At 71.2% G+C, this 17,941-nt stretch carries 13 protein-coding genes; 10 read left to right on the top strand and 3 right to left on the bottom strand.

Annotated features, from left to right (window positions below):
- Positions 1-37: 37 nt before the first annotated feature.
- Together ACQEXA_RS42210 and ACQEXA_RS42205 are read right to left on the bottom strand one after the other, a co-directional pair.
- Positions 38-862: an anti-sigma factor gene (locus ACQEXA_RS42210; RefSeq protein ID WP_432926011.1), complete on the bottom strand. Its 825-nt coding sequence runs from the start codon at positions 860-862 to the stop codon at positions 38-40.
- Positions 859-1,401 carry a sigma-70 family RNA polymerase sigma factor gene (locus ACQEXA_RS42205; RefSeq protein ID WP_432939025.1) on the bottom strand — a complete coding sequence of 181 codons (543 nt, stop codon included), beginning with the start codon at positions 1,399-1,401 and terminating at the stop codon, positions 859-861. The genes ACQEXA_RS42210 and ACQEXA_RS42205 overlap by 4 nt, the downstream gene beginning before the upstream one ends.
- A gap of 206 nt (positions 1,402-1,607) precedes the next feature.
- Between ACQEXA_RS42205 and ACQEXA_RS42200 the strand changes: the two genes are divergently transcribed.
- From ACQEXA_RS42200 to ACQEXA_RS42185, 4 genes are all read left to right on the top strand, one after another.
- Positions 1,608-3,131 carry a DUF4331 domain-containing protein gene (locus ACQEXA_RS42200; RefSeq protein WP_432926013.1) on the top strand — a complete coding sequence of 508 codons (1,524 nt, stop codon included), beginning with the start codon at positions 1,608-1,610 and terminating at the stop codon, positions 3,129-3,131.
- A gap of 701 nt (positions 3,132-3,832) precedes the next feature.
- On the top strand, positions 3,833-5,347 hold the full coding sequence (locus ACQEXA_RS42195; RefSeq protein ID WP_432939028.1) for a tetratricopeptide repeat protein: 1,515 nt from the start codon (positions 3,833-3,835) through the stop codon (positions 5,345-5,347).
- Positions 5,344-6,894 carry a nickel transporter gene (locus tag ACQEXA_RS42190; RefSeq protein ID WP_432926015.1) on the top strand — a complete coding sequence of 517 codons (1,551 nt, stop codon included), beginning with the start codon at positions 5,344-5,346 and terminating at the stop codon, positions 6,892-6,894. The genes ACQEXA_RS42195 and ACQEXA_RS42190 overlap by 4 nt, the downstream gene beginning before the upstream one ends.
- Before the next feature lie 63 nt (positions 6,895-6,957).
- Positions 6,958-8,556, top strand: a complete 1,599-nt coding sequence (locus tag ACQEXA_RS42185; protein ID WP_432926017.1) for a serine/threonine-protein kinase — start codon at positions 6,958-6,960, stop codon at positions 8,554-8,556.
- Between the two features lie 3 nt (positions 8,557-8,559).
- On the opposite strand, the gene ACQEXA_RS42180 is transcribed toward ACQEXA_RS42185, so the two are convergent.
- Positions 8,560-9,366, bottom strand: a complete 807-nt coding sequence (locus ACQEXA_RS42180; protein ID WP_432926019.1) for an SGNH/GDSL hydrolase family protein — start codon at positions 9,364-9,366, stop codon at positions 8,560-8,562.
- 268 nt (positions 9,367-9,634) lie between these two features.
- Here ACQEXA_RS42180 and ACQEXA_RS42175 point away from each other — a divergent pair, with 268 nt between their 5' ends.
- The 6 genes from ACQEXA_RS42175 (at position 9,635) to ACQEXA_RS42150 (ending at position 17,917) form a co-directional block, all read left to right on the top strand.
- The gene (locus tag ACQEXA_RS42175) at positions 9,635-10,057 is read left to right on the top strand and encodes a hypothetical protein (protein WP_432926021.1); all 423 of its coding nucleotides are present in this window, start codon (positions 9,635-9,637) and stop codon (positions 10,055-10,057) included.
- A 4-nt stretch (positions 10,058-10,061) separates the two neighbouring features.
- Positions 10,062-11,156 (top strand): GNAT family N-acetyltransferase, encoded by a 1,095-nt coding sequence (locus ACQEXA_RS42170; RefSeq protein ID WP_432926023.1) that lies wholly within the window; start codon positions 10,062-10,064, stop codon positions 11,154-11,156.
- A 366-nt stretch (positions 11,157-11,522) separates the two neighbouring features.
- A complete protein-coding gene (locus ACQEXA_RS42165; protein ID WP_432926026.1) occupies positions 11,523-12,341 on the top strand; it encodes a glycosyltransferase family 2 protein in 819 nt (272 codons plus the stop codon).
- On the top strand, positions 12,338-13,333 hold the full coding sequence (locus ACQEXA_RS42160; RefSeq protein WP_432926028.1) for a glycosyltransferase family 2 protein: 996 nt from the start codon (positions 12,338-12,340) through the stop codon (positions 13,331-13,333). The genes ACQEXA_RS42165 and ACQEXA_RS42160 overlap by 4 nt, the downstream gene beginning before the upstream one ends.
- Entirely contained in the window at positions 13,330-14,130 is an 801-nt protein-coding gene (locus ACQEXA_RS42155; RefSeq protein ID WP_432926030.1) for a polysaccharide deacetylase family protein, read from the top strand. The genes ACQEXA_RS42160 and ACQEXA_RS42155 overlap by 4 nt, the downstream gene beginning before the upstream one ends.
- A complete protein-coding gene (locus ACQEXA_RS42150; protein ID WP_432926032.1) occupies positions 14,123-17,917 on the top strand; it encodes a polysaccharide biosynthesis C-terminal domain-containing protein in 3,795 nt (1,264 codons plus the stop codon). Before ACQEXA_RS42155 ends, ACQEXA_RS42150 begins: the two co-directional genes overlap by 8 nt.
- The last annotated feature ends 24 nt before the right edge of the window (positions 17,918-17,941 follow it).

Raw genomic sequence — 17,941 nt, 5'->3', positions numbered from 1 at the left:
GTCACAGGATTCACCTTCCCCATAAGGGGGTTGACGACTACTGTCCGAATCCGATGGATTGCAGGGCGAGTTGGACAATTGGCTGGCTGGTGGGCTGCGGTGAGCCTCCGTCGGGCTCGACGGTCACGGCGAGTGACGTCGCCGACCTGCTCAGACCGCTCGCGACCAAGGGCGTGTCGCCGTCGAACAGCCCCAGAGAGCGTGGTTGCTCATGGGGGCGCATCAGCCACAGTTGGTGCACACGCCCGCCGGGCGGTGCACCGAGTCCGCGCAGGGTGACGACGGCGCGCCCCTCGGACGCGGAAGCAATCACTCCGATCCCTCGGCCCTGGGCGTCCCGGTCGCTGGTCGCACGGGCGTCAGGAGCGGCGAGAACGTGGGCGATCTCACGCGCCTGGGCGCGCTCCGTGTCGAGTTTGTGCTGCGTCTGGGTGGCCTGGACGGCGAAGAGCGCGGCGACGACGAGGGCCGCCGCGGCCGTCGCGGTGGCGAGCGGGGCGAACAGGGGGCGCAGCCGGGGCGCACGGATGCGTGCGGGCGGCGGTGCGGTCCCCCAGACGTGCGGCGGCAGATGGGGGGCGCGGGCACGGGGCACGTCCGCCACGGGCGAGGGGTCCTGGGGGGTGCTCCGCACGGCGGTGAGGACACGGTCGCGCAGTCCGGGCGGGGCCAGGGCCGCCGTCGACCAGGCGAGGCGGACGGCGTCCTCGGACAGGGACCGCACCTCGGCGGCGCAGCGCTCGCAGCCCTGGAGGTGCTTCTCGAACCTCACGCGCTCCGCGGGTTCGAGAGCGTCCAGGGCGTAGGGGGCCGCCAGGGAATGCAGGTCCTCGCGTGCGAACAGTCGGCCGAGGATGCTCATGCGACTCCTCCCAGGCACTCGCGCAGCCGGGTGAGTCCGTCGCGCATCCGCGTCTTGACCGTGCCGAGCGGCAGCGAGAGCCGCTCGGCCACTTCACGGTAGGTGTAACCGTCGTAGTAGGCGAGCGTCACCGACTGGCGTTGCAGGGCGGTGAGCCGGTCCAGGCAGCGGCGCACCCACTCGCGCTCCAGGCCCGCCTCCACCTCCTCGGCAACCTGGTCGAAAGCCGGGTGGTGGGCGCGCCGGGCCTCGCGCTGCTCGCGTTCACCGGCCGCGCGGGCGCTGCGCACCCGGTCGACGGCGCGGCGGTGCGCGAGGGTGAGTATCCACGACAGGGCGCTGCCCCGGCCGGGGTCGAACCGCGCGGCGGAGCGCCACAGTTCGAGCAGCACCTCCTGGGCCACCTCCTCCGACTGCGCCGGGTCCCGTACGACCCGGCGCACCAGGCCGAACACCGGCCCCGACACCAGTCCGTACAGGTCCTCGAACGCCTTCTGGTCACCTCCGGCCACCAGCACCAGAAGCTCGTCCGCCTCCACCCGTACCCCCCTCACCGCCGCCGTGCCCGGCATGCTCACTCCACTGGGACATTCGCTGCGCTCACGCCTTCGGATGGGATACGGATCAGCAGGGGGAAAACGCGGGTCGAGCAGGCACGAAAAGATTCTTCAGGATCGACCAATCCGCCTCGGCGGCAGCTCCGAATCCCGGTGCGTCAGGCAAGTTGGCACTGAGGACGGACGGCATGACACCTATCTCCAGGAGCGCGGGGCGCAGGAGCGTCGCGACCCTCATCTGTGGTGCGCTGGCCGCCGGGGGGCTCGCAGCCGCCGGCATGACCGCGCTGGAACCGGGGGCGGCCTCCGCCTCCTCCCACCGGGAGGCCCCGCTGATCTCGGGGCAACCGCAGTACGACAACACGGATCTGTACGCGTTCGTGAGCCCCGACAAGCCGGACACGACGACCATCGTCGCGAACTTCGTCCCGTTCGAGGAGCCGGCGGGCGGACCCAACTTCTACACCTTCGCGGACGACGCCCAGTACGACATCCACATCGACAACAACGGTGACGCCCAGGGCGAACTGCTCTTCCGCTACAGGTTCAAGACCCGTACGAAGAACAAGAACACCTTCCTGTACAACACCGGTCCGGTCACCAGCCTGGACGACCCCGACCTGAACGTCACCCAGACCTACGACATCGACCTGCTCAAGCTGCACAACCAGAAGCTGGTCTCACGCACCAAGATCGCGGACGATGTGCCGGTCGCGCCGTCCGACGTGGGCAAGGCGTCGATGCCGGACTACGGCACGCTGCGCGACCAGGCCGTGCACAAACTCACCAGCGGCGCAACGACGTTCGCCGGGCAGGCGGACGACCCGTTCTTCGCGGACCTCCGCGTCTTCGACCTGCTGTACGGCGGGAACCTCTCCGAGGTCGGCAACGACACGCTCAAGGGCTACAACGTCAACTCCCTGGCGCTGCAGGTGCCGAACGACTACATCCGCGAGTCGGCGAAGCAGCCGATCGTCGGCATCTGGTCGACCGTCCAGCGCAAGGACGCGCACGGCGACTGGACGCAGGTCTCGCGGCTCGGCAACCCGCTCGTCAACGAGGTCGTCAACCCGCAGAAGGACAAGGACAAGTTCAACGCGTCCGCGCCCTGGAACGACGGGCAGTTCCTGAAGAACGTGACCAACCCGGAGCTGCCGAAGCTCATCGAGGCGATCTACAAGATCAAGGCGCCGGCCGAGCCGCGCAACGACCTGGTGGACGTCTTCCTGAAGGGCGTCAAGGGCCTCAACCAGCCGCCGTACGTCCGAGCGGCCGAGGAGTTGCGGCTCAACACCTCGATCAAACCCACCGCGAGCCCGAAGCGGCTCGGTGTGCTCGACGGCGACAACGCCGGCTTCCCGAACGGGCGCAGGCTCACCGACGACGTGATCGACGAGGCGCTCCAGGTGGTGGAGGGCGAACTGGTCGGCGCCAAGAACGACCTGGGCGACGCGGTCGACGCGAACGACAAGAAGTTCGGGCACTCCTTCCCGTATCTGGCCGAGCCGACCTCGGGTTCACGCGGTCCGCTGGCGAAGGGCACCGGCAACAGCGTGCGTAACCAGCTGGGTGACGGGCTGTTGGCGACGGGCTCCAGCGGCCCGGACACCGCGCTGATCGCGAGCTCCGCGGCGGCGGGTGTGGCGGGCGTGCTGCTGATCGGCACCGCCGTGATGTGGTGGCGCCGGCGTACCCGCTACCGGGCGTACTGAGCCGCCCGTCCGACGGGCGGCCCTCCGGTCCCCGTCGCCTCGAACGGCGCGGCCCGTACCCCTCCCATCCCCCACGGCGCGGGCCGCGCCACCCCATCCGCGACAACGACCGTTTCCGCCCGGAAGACTGAGGAGAGGGCATGTCCCCGCGTACGAACGACAGCGCGCCGGAGAGCGGGCACGGCGACCGGCCACAGGCCGAGCCGACAGGGCCGACGCTCCGCGCGGCGGAGACCGGGCCCAAGGCAAGCATCACGGGCACCGGGACGGCCGGCGAACGAACCGGCGCCGCACAGCAGCCTCCGGCGGACGACGCCCGCACCGCCGAGGGGCACATCATGGACGGGCAGCAGGAGCCGGCCGGCCCGGCCGCGACCCCGGAGACGACCGGCCAGGGACCCGGCGCAACGGCCCCTGCCCCGGAGACGACCGGCACACCCACCGGACCCATGGCCGCCGCCCGATCCGCCCCCAGCCCCAAGGCGATCGGCCAGGACGCCGGCCCAACGGCCTCCGCCTCGGAGACGACTGGCACACCCACTCGACCCACGATCTCCGCCCGGCCTGCCCCCGACCCCGAGGGGACAGGCCAGGGAGCCGGTGCCACCACCTCCGCCCGGGAACCGGCCCACACGCCCACCCGACCCACGACCTCCGCCCGATCCGCCCCCAGCCCCAGCCCCAGCCCCAGCCCCAAGGCGATCGGACAGGACGCCGGCCCAACGGCCCCCGCCCCGGGGGCGACCGGCACGGCCCCCGCTTCGGAGACGACCGGCACACCCACTCGACCCACGACCTCCGCCCGGCCCGCCCCCGACCCCGCCCCCGCCCCTTCCGGCGGCTCCGACGAACGGGCCGTCGCGCTGCGGCGGTTCTCCGCTTCGGGGCGGCGTTGGCGAGCCGTACATCTCGGGCTCTGTGCCGCCTCGCTGGCCGTCGCGCTCACCGCCGGCGCCGTGGTCGTCGGCGCGGTGCGGGACGGCGGCGGTGCGGCCCCGGTCGCCTCCTCGCCGGGCGGCATCTCGCCCGAACTGCTCGCCAGTGGTGACCTGGACCCGAGCATCCGCGCGCTGCAGGCCCATCTCCGGGCCCAGCCACGGGACCACAGCAGTTGGGCGACCCTCGGACTCGCGTACGTGGAGCAGGCCCGCACCAAGGGCGACCCGTCCCGCTACCCACAGGCCCAGCGCGCCCTCGACCGGTCGCTAAGGCTCCGCCCGGACAACGACGCCGCGCTTGCCGGCCGGGCCGCCCTCGCCGCGGCCCGCCATGACTTCACCGGCGCCCTGACGTACGCGGACCTGGCCCTGAAGCAGAACCCGTACAGCGAGCGCGCCCTGTCCTCCCGTATCGACGCCCTCGTGGAACTCGGCCGCTACCCCGAGGCCGCCAAGGCCGCCGACCTGGCCGACTCCCGCCGCCCCGGCGTCCCCGTCTTCACTCGCTACGCCTACGTCCACGAACTGCGCGGAGACGTGAAGACCGCCCGGCGGGTCCTGGAGCAGGCCCTCGGCACGGCCACCACGCGCGGCGACATCGCGTACCTGGCCACCGCGCTCGGCCAACTCGCCTGGAACCAGGGCGACTACAAGACGGCCCTCGACCAGTACGCGCGGGCCCTCGCCGCCGACGACTCGTATCTCCCGGCGCTGGAGGGCCGCGCCCGGGCGCAGGCCGCCCAGGGCGACACCGCGGATGCGATCCGCGCCATGGAGCAGGTCGTCGACCGCTGCCCGCTGCCCCAACCCCTGGTGGAGCTGGGAGAGTTGTACGAGGTCCGGGGCAAGGAGGGCGATCGGGCCAAGGCCCGTGACCAGTACGCCCTCGTGGACGCCTGGGTGGCGCTCGCTCGCGCCAACGGCGTCGACGCCGACCTCGACACCGCTCTGGCCGCCGCCGACCACGGCGACCGCAAGGCCGCGCTGAAGGCCGCCCGGGACGAATGGGCGCGCCGCCACACCGTGCATACCGCGGACGCCCTCGCCTGGGCCCTGCACGTCAACGGCCGTGACCAGGAGGCCCTTCCCTATGCCCGGCGGGCCACGGCCACCGGTTTCCGCAACGCGGCCTTCCTCTATCACCGCGGCATGATCGAGCGCGCCACCGGTCACCGGGACCAGGCCCGCGCCTCGCTCACCGCGGCACTGAGGCTCAACGCCGGCTTCTCGCCGCTGGGTGCGCGTGAGGCCCGTAAGGCGCTGGAGGCGATGAAGTGAAGCTCCGTCGCGCCGTCGCCTCCGGCACGGCGGTCCTCGCCGCCGCCTGCGCACTCCTGCTGGCCACCGCCGGCTCCGCGAGCGCCCATCCGCTCGGCAACTTCACCGTCAACCGCTACGACGGCCTGATCGCCGCTCCGGGACACCTGCGCGTCGACCATGTCGAGGACCTCGCGGAGATCCCGGCCACGCAGGCCGAGCCCGACATCGAGAAGCTCGGCCTGACGGAGTGGGCCCGGCAGCGGTGCGCGCAGGCCGCCGACGGCAGCAGGCTCACCGTGGGCGGGCGTACGGCGCCGCTCACCGTCGGCACGAGCCACGCCGAACTGCGACCCGGTCAGGCAGGCCTTCACACTCTGCGCGTGGAGTGCCGGCTGACGGCGCCGCTGCCCAAGGGGGACACCGTCCTGCTCGGCTTCCACAGCGCGGGCGCGAGCACCGGACCCGGCTGGCGGGAGATCACCGCGCGGGGCGACCGTATGACGCTGATCGCGTCGGACGTGCCGAAGACCTCCGTCTCCCGCGAACTGACCAGCTACCCCAAGGAGCTTCTCTCCTCACCGGCCGACACCGTCAAGGCGTCGCTGCGGGTGCGCCCCGGTGGTCCCGCCCTGGCCGACGAGCGGCGGGACGGGCCGGCTGCCTCCGTGCTGCCGCGCGGCGCCGACCGCTGGACGCAGGCCCTCGACAACCTGGTCGCCCGGCACCACCTGACCCTCGGCTTCGCGGCGCTGGCCCTGGTCATCGCGATCGGGCTCGGCGCGATGCACGCGCTCGCTCCGGGGCACGGCAAGACCCTGATGGCCGCGACAGCGGCGGCCCGCGGCGGCCAGGCGAAGCTCAAGGACGTGCTGCCCCTGGCCGCTTCGGTGACGGTGACCCACACCCTGGGCGTCGTCGCCCTCGGCCTTTTGGTCACGGCCGGGTCGGCGGCGACACCGTCCGTGATCGCGTGGCTGGGCCTGGCGAGCGGGGTCCTGGTCACCCTGGCGGGCGCCTCGCTCGTACGCCGGGCGTGGCGCAACCGTGACCATGGACACAGCCACGGGACCGCGCACGGGCACGGCCCTGCGCACAGCCATGCGGACCACGCGCACGACGACGCCCCCTCCCACGCCGGTCACGACCACGCACATGGCCACGGCCACGGCCACGGCGTCCCCCACACCCATGGCGGCGTCACCCACACCCACCCCACCGCCCCGACCCTTCGCGGCACGATCCTGCTCGGCTTCGCCGGCGGGCTCGTGCCCAGCCCCTCCGCCGTGGTGGTCCTGGTCGGCGCCGCCGCGCTCGGCCAGGCCTGGTTCGGTCTCCTCCTTGTCGTCGCCTACGGAGTCGGGCTCGCCCTGACGCTGACCGCGGCCGGGTTCGCCGTGGTCAAGCTCGGCAGCGGGATGAACCGGGTACTGGACCGGGGCCCGCGCTGGACCGCGGGCCCGGCGGCGGCGCTGGTCCGCAGGACGGCACCACTGGGATCCGCCTTCGTCGTCGTGGCCCTCGGAGCAGGACTGGTGTTCAGGGGGGCGGCATCCGCACTCGGTTGAGCTACTTTTAGGGAGAAATCGCGCGCAGTGGATACATCACGCGGATGCGAATGGGGGGCGCCCGTGTCCGAAGAACCGGGCCATGAACGTGTGATCGCGGGCCGTTACCGTCTTCTGTCCGCCCTTGGCCAGGGCGGCATGGGGACGGTGTGGCGGGCCCGTGACGAGGTGCTGCACCGGGAGGTGGCCGTCAAGGAGGTGCGTGCCCCGGCCGGGCTTCCCGCGACCGAGGTCGAGCGCATGTACACCCGGCTGGAACGCGAGGCGTGGGCGGCGGCACGGGTGGCCAACCGGAACGTCGTCACGGTCTACGACGTGGCCCACGAGGACGGCCGTCCCTGGATCGTGATGGAGCTGATCCGCGGCATCGCCCTGTCGGACCTGCTGGACGCGGAAGGGCCGATCTCCCCTCAACGGGCCGCGCACATCGGCGCCGAGGTGCTGACCGCCCTGCGCGCGGCGCACGGGGCCGGGGTGCTGCACCGCGACGTCAAGCCGGGCAACGTCCTGCTGGCGAACGACGGGCGGGTGGTGCTCACCGACTTCGGCATCGCCACGGTCGAGGGCAGTTCCGCGCTCACCATGACGGGCGAGGTGATCGGCTCACCCGAGTTCCTCGCGCCGGAGCGCGCGCTCGGTCGCACTCCGGGACCCGAGTCCGATCTGTGGTCGCTCGGCGTGCTTCTTTACGCGGCTGTCGAGGGCAACTCTCCGTTCCGGCAGAACACTCCGCTCAACACGCTGCGCGCGGTGGTCGACGAGGAGTTGCCGGCGCCGCGGCGGGCCGGTCCGCTTGCCCCGGTGATCGAGGGGCTGCTGCGCAAGGATCCGGCGGAGCGCATCCCGGCCGACCGGGCCGAGCAGGACCTCCGGCTCATCGGCGCGGGGGGCACCCCGCGCACGGGCACAGCGGCGTACACGCCGACGGTCGCGGCGTTCCCGGCCGGCCCGCCGACGCCTCCGCAGCCCACGCCGTTCACCACCGCCGTGTCCCGGCGCGGTCACCCGGCGCCTCCCGAGCCGCCGCAGCGCAGCCGGCGTGCGGCGGTGGTGCTGGTCGCGGGCCTCGCCGCGCTCGCGCTGGCCCTGGCCGGGCTGACGTACGCACTGGTGAACCGCGACGACACCGGGGGTGGGAGTGCGAGCGGCGGGGCGACGCACAGCTCCGGCACCGGAGCCGGCGGATCGCCTTCCGCCAGTTCCGAGCAGAGCACCACGGCCGGCGCCACGCCCAGCGGCGGGTCCACCTCCGGCAGCGGGTACGGGGGAGGCTCCACGCCGGTGCGGCAGTCGGTCCGGGTGACGGTGACCGGGACGCACACCGAGTACCACGGGAGCTGTCCGCCGCCGGATGCCCAGGCGCCCACGTTCACCGCCACGTTCACGGTGGGCAGTGTGCCGGTGGACGTGTCCTACCGCTGGGTCACCAGAACCGGGCAGGTGTCGGACCCGGGGTGGAAGACCCTGTCGTTCCCGGCGGGCGGTGGCAGGACCGCACAGCGGCAGGTCGTCGTCTCCGCGTACGACGCCGGGGGTTCGGTGCAGAACGAGATCGGTGTGGAGGTGCGGAGCCCGCTCCACGTCACCTCGAACTCCGTGCCCTTCACCGTCACCTGCGAGACGGAGACCCCGTCGGACGAGGCCTCCCCCTCGAGTTCGTGACCGTCAGGCCGCACCGGCCAGCACCGGCAGATAGCCGCCGGACTGGCCGGCCGCGGTCGGGTGGTAGGACTCGCCGATGTTCAGCCAGCTGACGCTGTGCAGCCAGGAGCTTGCGGAGCAGATCTCATGGCCGCTGAACGTGGTGCGCACGTCGCCGAAGGTGAAGCCGTGGTCGGCGGCTCGCTTGGCGATCGCGGCGTCGATGTAGTCGGCGGCCTCGTTGATCGCGGACCGCTTGGTCCCGGACAGTCCGAGGCAGAAGGTGCCGAGCTTGTAGAAGCGGGGGTAGCCCAGCACGACCACGCGGGCTGAGGGGGCCTTGGCGGTGATCGCCGAGTAGACCTTGTCGAGTTGGCCGGGCAGGGTCGAGTCGACGTACGCCTTGGCCGTCGCGATCCGTGACAGGCAGGCGCTGTCGGACTGGAGCACACAGGTCGTCATGACGTCTGCGAAGCCCGCGTCGTTGCCGCCGATGGTGATCGAGACGAGACCGGTCGACGTGGTGAGCGGGCCGAGCTGATTGTTGAGCACATCGGTCGTACGGGCGCCCGAGCAGGCCATGAAGCTGAACGAGGAGGGGGCGTGGGCGGCCTGCCAGAGGTACGGGTAGGCCTTCGTGCTGCGGTCGCAGTCGCCGCTGGAGCTGATGTAGCTGCCGGCGCCGACACCTGAGGAGTACGAGTCCCCGAGGGCCACATAGCCGGTGGCCGCCGCGAGAGGGGACGCCTGTGCCGCGGCCGCCCCGGTGAGAGCGAAGCCGACGGCCAGGAGGAGTGACGTCACGTACGCCGCAAGTCGGGAACGTCTCATGGAACCTCCCTTTAGCAGGATGTCTGCCACAACCGTCGTAGCAGCTGCGCGAGTTGACTGGAAGTGTCCATGCCAAGACCGTTTGGGCACACTCTCGCACCACCGGTCGAGGTTCGAACGACTGCTCCCAGGAGGTCACCGCTCCAAGGGGGAACACGTATTTAGACCAGGCCAAGAACGCGCGCACGGCCCGTCCCCGCCTTGACGGCCCTCTACGCTTTGCGACATTGAAGCCCGGCATCCGGCGCATCGGGGGGCAAAGTCGCCAATGCAGACCTTACGTATCAAGCCACCTTCATCGGGCAAGCACGGGCGGTCGGGACGGGATCCGTGGAGGAACCTGTTCCCCCTGCTCGCGGGCGCGGCCTTCGCCGTCGCGGTGGTCGGAGCGATCCTCGCGCTCAGCGACGCCGACTCTCCGCTGCGCGGCCCGTTCACCCTGTTCTTCCTGCTGGCCGCACCGGCAACGGCCGTCGGCGCCGCTCTGCGGGGGCTCGAACCCTGGCCCCGCACAGTGGTGTCCGTCGCGGGAGCGATCGCGACCGACCTGCTGATCGCACAAGGCATGTTGGCGATGCACTGGTGGTCGGTCCGCGGCGGGATCGTCGCGGTGACGGTGATCAGCCTGCTGGCACTCCTGCTGGCAGTGGTACGACGACAGCTCCGCCGCGCGGCGAGAAACCAGGGTTGACGACATGGACATCAGCGTGTACCGCCCCGGCGAACTCACGGCCGCCGACCGGGCGGCGTGGACCGCTTTGCAGTCGAAGGCCTATCTGAACGGGTCCCCCGAACTGGCGAACCCGTTCCTCACCCCCGAGTTCACGCTCGCCGTGGGACGGACGAGACGCGACGTACGGATCGCGGTCGTGCACGAGGACGGTGAGCCGGCCGCGTTCTTCCCGTACCAGAGAACCAGCACCGGCGTCGGACGCGCCGTCGGCCTCGGCCTCTCGGACTGCCAGGGCATGGTGTACCGGCCCGGCTTCATCTGCGACACGCAGGAGCTGCTGCGGGCCTGCCATCTCGCCATCTGGGAATTCGACCACCTGGTGGCAGGCCAGCCGCCGTTCGAGGCGGGAGCCTCCGGCACGTTCCCCTCTCCGGTCATGGACCTGGACCAGGGCTACGACGTCTACCTTCGCCGGCTGCGCACCACATCACCGGTGTTCACCCGCAGGACGATGACCAAGGAGCGCAAGCTCGGACGCGACGCCGCCCAGGTGCACTACGTCCATGACGAACGCGATCCGGCGGTTCTGCGCACGCTGCTCGGCTGGAAGTCCGCCCAGTACCGACGGACCGGACGCAGCGACCGCTTCGCGCACGACTGGATCAACCAGCTGGTGCACCAGCTCTTCCACACCCGTTCGGAGTCGTTCGCGGGGATCCTCTCCGTGCTCTACGCGGAGGGCCGGCCCATCGCCGCGCACTTCGGACTGCGCACCGAACGGGTGCTGTCCTGCTGGTTCCCGGCGTACGACCCAGCATTCGGAAAGTACTCGCCCGGGCTGATCCTTTTTCTGCGGATGGCCGAGGCGGCCGCCGCCGACGGAATCGCCTATCTGGATCTCGGCCGGGGCCAGAAGGGATACAAGGACTCCCTGAAGACACGCGAGCTGTTCGTGTCCGAAGGGTGGGTGACTCGCCGTCACCCGGTCGCGATCGGGCACAGGGCGCACCGCGCCCCGGTCCGGGCGCTGCGCAATACGGTGCTGTCACGGCCGGAGCTCTTCGGGCCGGCCGACCGGCTCCTCAAACGGATGGGGGAAATCCGTTCGAGGGGTTGACTTTATGGCCATACCGACGAAATAGAGGGACATGTTCCAGATCGTGCCATAAAGTCGCAATCGTCAACACCGTCTTACACCTACCCGCATCGGTCCATCATCCAGCGGTCCAGGGGAGGGCTTGAGTACCGCGATGGTTCCGTCGCGGGGCGCGGTAGGGGCGTGACGTACTCGGCGATCTCGGTCGTACGAGTCGTGCCGCGCGACTGGCTGCCTTTTAGCGGCAGTCGACCAGCTTTGCCAGCTCACCCGGCGTGCCCGGAGATCCATTTCGGCATTCCGTAAGTGAGAAACCCCCCTTTCGAACCGGATAAACACCCGGACCGTCCAGGGGCGGACGGTCCACCGGACGAGAGGGACACCATCATGAGTTCTGTTCTGCGCCCCGCAGTTTCGGATCAAGATCCGTTAACTCAGGGAAAGTACCGTCCCATCTCCTCTCACCTGGCCATTGCGCCGCCGGTGAGCGTGGTGATCCCCGCCATGAATGAGGCGGAGAATCTCCCCTACGTTTTCAAGACCCTTCCGGACTGGATCCACGAAGTGGTTCTGGTCGACGGCAACTCCACCGACAACACCGTCGAGGTCGCACGTGATCTGCGGCCGGACGTCAAGGTCGTGGGGCAGCGGGGCAAGGGCAAGGGCGACGCCCTGATCACCGGGTTCGAGGCCTGCACCGGCGACATCATCGTCATGGTCGACGCGGACGGCTCGGCCGACGGCCAGGAGATCGTCAGCTATGTCTCCGCACTGGTGTCCGGCGCCGACTTCGCGAAGGGCTCGCGGTTCGCGAACGGCGGCGGCACCTCGGACATGACGCCGATCCGCAAGCTGGGCAACCGGGTGCTGTGCGCGGTCGTCAACGCCAAGTTCGGCGCCCGGTACACAGACCTCTGCTACGGATACAACGCGTTCTGGCGGCACTGCCTCGACAAGATCGAGCTGGACTGCACGGGCTTCGAGGTCGAGACCCTGATGAACATCCGGGTGGTCAAGGCAGGGCTGAAGGTCCAGGAGATTCCCAGCCACGAGTACCTGCGCATCCACGGATCGAGCAATCTGCGCGCGGTACGCGACGGATTGCGGGTGCTGAAGGTCATCCTCCAGGAGCGCTCCAACCGCCGCGCAATGCGTCGCCGCCCGCGCGCCGTGGCACTCAACTCGGATCAGGGAGAGGCGTCGTGAACAATCCGGACATCTCCGTGGTGATATGCGTCTACACCGAGGACCGCTGGGGGGACATCCTCGCGGCGGTCGCCTCGGTCCGGACGCAGTCCCGGCCGGCTCTCGAGACGCTGCTGGTCGTGGACCACAACGAGACCCTGCTGGAACGGCTGACCAATGAGTACAAGGAGGTCGAGGAGGTCCGCGTGCTCGCCAACGCGGGCCCCCGCGGCCTGTCCGCGGGCCGCAACACCGGAATCGCCACCTCGCACGGTGAGATCGTCGCCTTCCTCGACGACGACGCCGTGGCCGAGCGCGACTGGCTGAAGCACTTCGCCGAAGGGTACGAGGACCCGCGGGTGATGGCCGTCGGCGGCCGCACGATGCCCATCTGGGCGTCCGGCCGCCGCCCGGCCTGGTTCCCGGAGGAGTTCGACTGGGTGGTGGGCTGCACCTACAGGGGCCTGCCGCCCGGACGAGTCCGGGTGCGCAACGTCCTCGGTGGCAACGCCTCCTTCCGGCGCAGCGCGTTCGCAGCGGCGGGCGGCTTCGCCACGGGTATCGGGCGCGACGGCGACAAGCGCCCGCTGGGATGCGAGGAGACGGAGCTGTGCATCCGCCTCACCCGGGCCAGGCCCGACGCGATCCTGCTGATCGACGACCGCGCGGTGATCCACCACCGGGTGCCCGAACCGCGCGAGCACTTCGCCTACTTCCGCACCCGCACCTACGCGGAGGGCCTCTCCAAGGCACTCGTGGCCCGCAGCGTCGGCTCCGACAAGGGGCTTGAGTCGGAGCGCCGCTACGCCACCCGGGTGCTGCCCGCCGGGGTGGCCCGAGGACTGCGCGACGCCCTGCTGGCCCGCCCCGGCGGCGCGAGCCGGGCGGGCGCGATCGTCGCCGGGGTGCTCACGGCCGCCGGCGGCTACGTCCTCGGCAGTGTCCGGGCGCGCAGGGGCGGCACCACCTTCTCGGTGGTGGACATCGCGGACCAAGAGGGGGACACCGCATGAACGACCAGGCCGTACCGATCCTGATGTACCACTCGGTCGCCACCGCACCGAACGACGCGACGCGGGCCCTGTCAGTGGCGCCCGAGGCGTTCGTGGAGCAGATGGCCCAGCTCGCGGACCTGGGATTCACCCCGGTCACCACCGCCGACCTGGCGCGCAGCTGGCGGCGCGGTGGTCCGCTGCCCGAGCGGACCGTCCTCATCACCTTCGACGACGGCTACGAGGGCGTGCACGGGCACGCCCTGCCCGTGCTCGCCAAGCACGGCTTCGCCGCCACGCTGTTCGTCTCCACCGGCTGGATCCGGGGCGCCCACGACACCGGCGGCGGCCTGGACACCATGCTCGACTGGGACCAGGTCCGCGAACTGGCGGCCACCGGGGTCGAGATCGGCGGGCACAGCCACACGCATCCGGAGATGGACCATCTCGCCGACGACGCACTCCGGTTCGAACTGCTGCGCTGCGCGGAGATCATCACCGGCGAACTGGGCACGCGCCCCGTGTCGTTCGCCTACCCGTACGGCTACTCGAGCCGCCGGGTGCGCCGCGCGGTACGGGAGACGGGGTACCGCCAGTCGTTCGCGGTCGGCAACGCCCTGGCGCGCCGCCGCCAGGGCCCGTACGCGCTGCAACGCGTCACCGTGCGCCGCAGCACCGGCGCCGACGAGTTCGAACGGCTCGTCCAGGGCCGTGCGATCGCCCGCAACTTCGCCAGGGACCGCGCCCTGACCAAGGGGTACGCCGTGGTCCGACGAGCGCGACAGGTTCGCCGGAAGGCCGTCCTTTCCCGTGTCTGACACGACGGCAGCCCAGATCGCTCAGTCCACGACCACGTCGCCCGAGCAGTCCGGACGCCGCCTGCGCCTTCGCGGACGTGGCGGAGGCGGCGGCAACCAGTTGTTCCGCAACGCCTACGCGCTGATGCTCAACACCGGTATCTCCGCGGTGCTCGGCCTCGGCTACTGGCTCGTGGCGGCCCACTACTACCCCGATTCCGCGGTCGGCCAGGGCTCGGCAGCGATCGCGGCGATGAAGTTCCTCGCGGGGCTCACCGCGGTCACTCTCACCGGCGCGCTGGCGCGCTTCATCCCGGTCTCGGGGCGGAGCACCCGGCGCCTGATCCTGCGTACGTATCTGGGCAGCTCGGTCGTCGTGGCCTGCGCCGCGAGCGTCTTCCTGCTGACCCTGCACGCCTGGGGGCCCTCGTACCGCTTTCTGCACGGGACCGTCAACGGACTCGGCTTCGTCCTCGCCGTCGTGGCCTGGAACCTGCTCACCCTCCAGGAGGGTGTGCTGACCGGTCTGCGCAGCGCGCCGTGGGTCCCGGTGGGCAACACCGTCTTCTCCATGGTGAAGCTCGGGCTGCTCGTGGCGTTCGCCGTGGCCATCCCGGCGACCGGCGTCTTCGTCTCCTGGGTCGCGGCCATCGCCACGTCCGTCGTCCCGCTCGGCTGGCTGGTGTTCCGGCGCCTGGTGCCCCGGCACGCCAAGGCGACCGCGGAGCACACCGACCCTCCGTCGCCGAAGGAGATCGGGCGGTTCCTGGCCGGCGACTACACCGGCTCGCTGTTCTCGCTCGCGGTCGTCTACCTCGTCCCGGTGATCGTGGCCTCACAGGTCAGTGCGGCGGACAACGCGTACTTCTACGTCACGACCGCCATCGGCGGCACCTTCAACCTGCTCGCCATCAACATGGGCGCCTCGCTCACCGTCGAGGGCTCGCACGACCCGGTGCGGCTCGCCGCCAACACCCGGGCCGCGCTCAAGCGCATAGCCGGCATCCTGCTGCCGGTGTGCGGGGTGCTGTTCATCGGCGCACCCTTCATCCTGCACGTCTTCGGCACGGGGTACGCCCAGGCGGCGACTCCGCTGCTGCGCTGGTTCGCGGTCGGCGCGGCGCTGCGGGTGGTCATGGAGACGTACTTCGCGGTGCTGCGCGCCCAGAGCCGCACCTCGGGACTGGCCTATCTCCAGGGCCTGCTGTGCGTCCTGGTACTCGGGCTGACCCTGCTGCTGCTCCCCCGTATGGGGCTGACCGGCGCGGGCGTCGCGGAGATCTCCAGCCTGGCGGTGATCGTGGCGATCGCCGCGCCGAAGCTGTACAAGATCCTGCGCGCGTCCCCGGCGGACAGCCCGCCCGAGGACGCGGCACCGGACGGTGACCTCGCCGACCTGGGGGGGCGCGAAGTCCCCGCGCCGAGGAGCGGGCCGTCCTGGGCGAAGAACCTGGACCCCGACACCCTCGCGCTCGGCATCCGTGTCGACTTCGACCATATGGAACGCCGGCCGGACGTGCGCCCCGGCCCGGGCACCCCGCCCACCGGGATCCCAGCGTTGTCCGGTGGCCACGACGGACCGGCCTCGGCGCTGCGGCTCCCGGCACCCGACGGTCAGGTGGACCAGCGCACCGAGCCGGAGGTTCCCCCGGTCGAGCGAGACCGGGGCCGGGAGGCGGGCTCGGAGGCAGACGAGTCCTTCCTCGCCCCGACGCGAGAAGCCACGGACGACGCACCGCTCACGGACGACCCGCTCTCCTCCGGTTCTCCCGGCGGAGCCCACCGGTTCCGCCCGACCCGGGCCGGGCTTCTGCTGGGCTGCCTGCTCGCCTGCGCGCTGCTGCTGTACTGGGTGCCCGCGCTGAGGCTGGACGACGCCGCCCTGGAGCGGATGGACGGTCTCGGCCTTGTCTCGGTCCTGCCGCCGCCGACCCTGGCCGGGGCCGCGCTGCTGGTCGTGGTCTTCGCCGCGCTGCTGCGGCGCGAGCGCGAGTCAAGGGTTCTGCTGCTGGCCACGCTGCTGGCCACAGTCGTCTCGCTGCACGCGCTGCCCGCGGTGATCGAGACCGAACCGCGGTTCCCGACGGCCTGGCAGCACCTCGGCTTCCTCGACTACATCGACCGGACCGGGTCGGCCGTGCCCGACCTGGACGCGCGCTGGAGCTGGCCCGGCTTCTTCGCGGCGACCGCGTTCGTCGCGAAGGCCTGCGGCGTCACCGACCTCACCGAGGTCATCCGCTGGTGGCCGCTCGCCATCCAGCTCCTGTATCTGGCGCCGATGTTCCTGCTGGTCCGCTCACTGCGAGCGAGCTGGCGGGCCAAGTGGTCCGGAGTCTGGATGTTCGTGCTCAGTGGCTGGGTCGGCCAGGACTACTTCTCCCCGCAGGGATTCACCTATCTGCTCTACCTGGTCTTCGTGGCCATGCTGCTGGTGTGGTTCCGGGCGCCGCGCGTGATCTGGACGACGGCACGGCCAGGTGAGGCGGAGGTCGAACCGGCCGGGCGCGGGCAGCGGGCGGTGCTGCTCATGGTGCTGATCGGGCTGTACACGGCGAGCGTCCCGGCCCATCAGCTCACCCCGTTCATGATGCTGGGCGTGCTCGCGGCACTCGTCCTGGTGGGCCGCTGCGAACTACGGGGGCTTCCTCTGCTGTTCGCGGTGCTGGTCGCGTTCTGGGTCTGCTTCATGGCCGAGCCGTACTGGTCCGGGCACTTCGACGAACTCTTCGGCGGCGTCGGCGGCCTCGGCAGCAATGTGTCGACCTCCGTTTCGGGGCGCATCCAGGGCGGCGACCCGACTCACAAGCTCGTGCTGTACACGCGCGTGATGCTGGCCGCCTTCGTGCTGGCCTTCGCGTGCTGGGGCTGGTGGCGGCGGCGCGCGAACAAGTACCGGGAGCGGTCGCTGCTCGTCCTCGCCTTCGTCCCGTTCCTGGGCTTCGGCATGCAGTCGTACGGCGGCGAGATGGCCCTGCGCGTCTTCATGTTCGCCGTGCCCGGCGCGGCCCTGCTCGCCGGGCTCGCCCTCTTCCCGCGCACGGGGGTGACGGCTGCCGAGCGGGCCAAGGATCGAAGACACCTCGCCCCGGTCGCGGCTCTCCTGACGGGCCTGCTGCTGATGGGCGGTTTCCTGGTGGCGCGCTGGGGCAACGAGCCGTTCGAGCGGGTCCGTGCGGGCGAGGTCGCCGCGATGGACTACGTGTACGCGCACGACGACCCGACCGTACGGCTGCTGTGGCTGAGCAACGACACGGCCGACGATGTCACTCCGGCGATGCCGTGGGGCACCAGGGACATGGAGAAGGTGCAGTACGTGCCGACGCTCGCGCCGGTCGATCCGGGCCTGGTGTCGGGCCTGGTGAAGGCGCTCAAGGACGCGGGCCCGAACTCGTATCTCATGGTCAACGCCAGTCAGGTGGTCTCCCTGCAGATGGGGGCGGGCTACTCGCCGACCTGGGAGTCGCGGCTCATCGCGAACCTGGACGACCGCCAGGAACTGACGAAAGTCCTCGTCAACGACGACGTCGCCCTGTACGCGCTGCGCGAGCAGCCCGCGGGCGCGGTGGCGGAGCCGGAACCGGGTCCGATCGGCCCTCGGGTGACCTGGACGCGGTGGTCGGTCGTCGGGGGGCTCGCGGCCCTGGTACTGGTCCCGTTGCTCACGGCGCGGGAGGTCGTGCGGGTCGCGGTGCGGCCCGGTGCGCGGCGACTGCGATGGCTGCGGGCCGGCTTCTGGTTCTCCCTGCCCCTGGTGGCGGTGCTGCTGGCCTCGCTGGTCCAGCGGTTCCTGACCCTGGGCAAGGGCTGAGCGTGAACCTCCCCGGCCTTCAGG

The organism is Streptomyces sp. CA-106110 (assembly GCF_050936285.1).
Lineage (GTDB): Bacteria > Actinomycetota > Actinomycetes > Streptomycetales > Streptomycetaceae > Streptomyces.
This window is presented reverse-complemented; position numbering and strand designations above follow the sequence as displayed.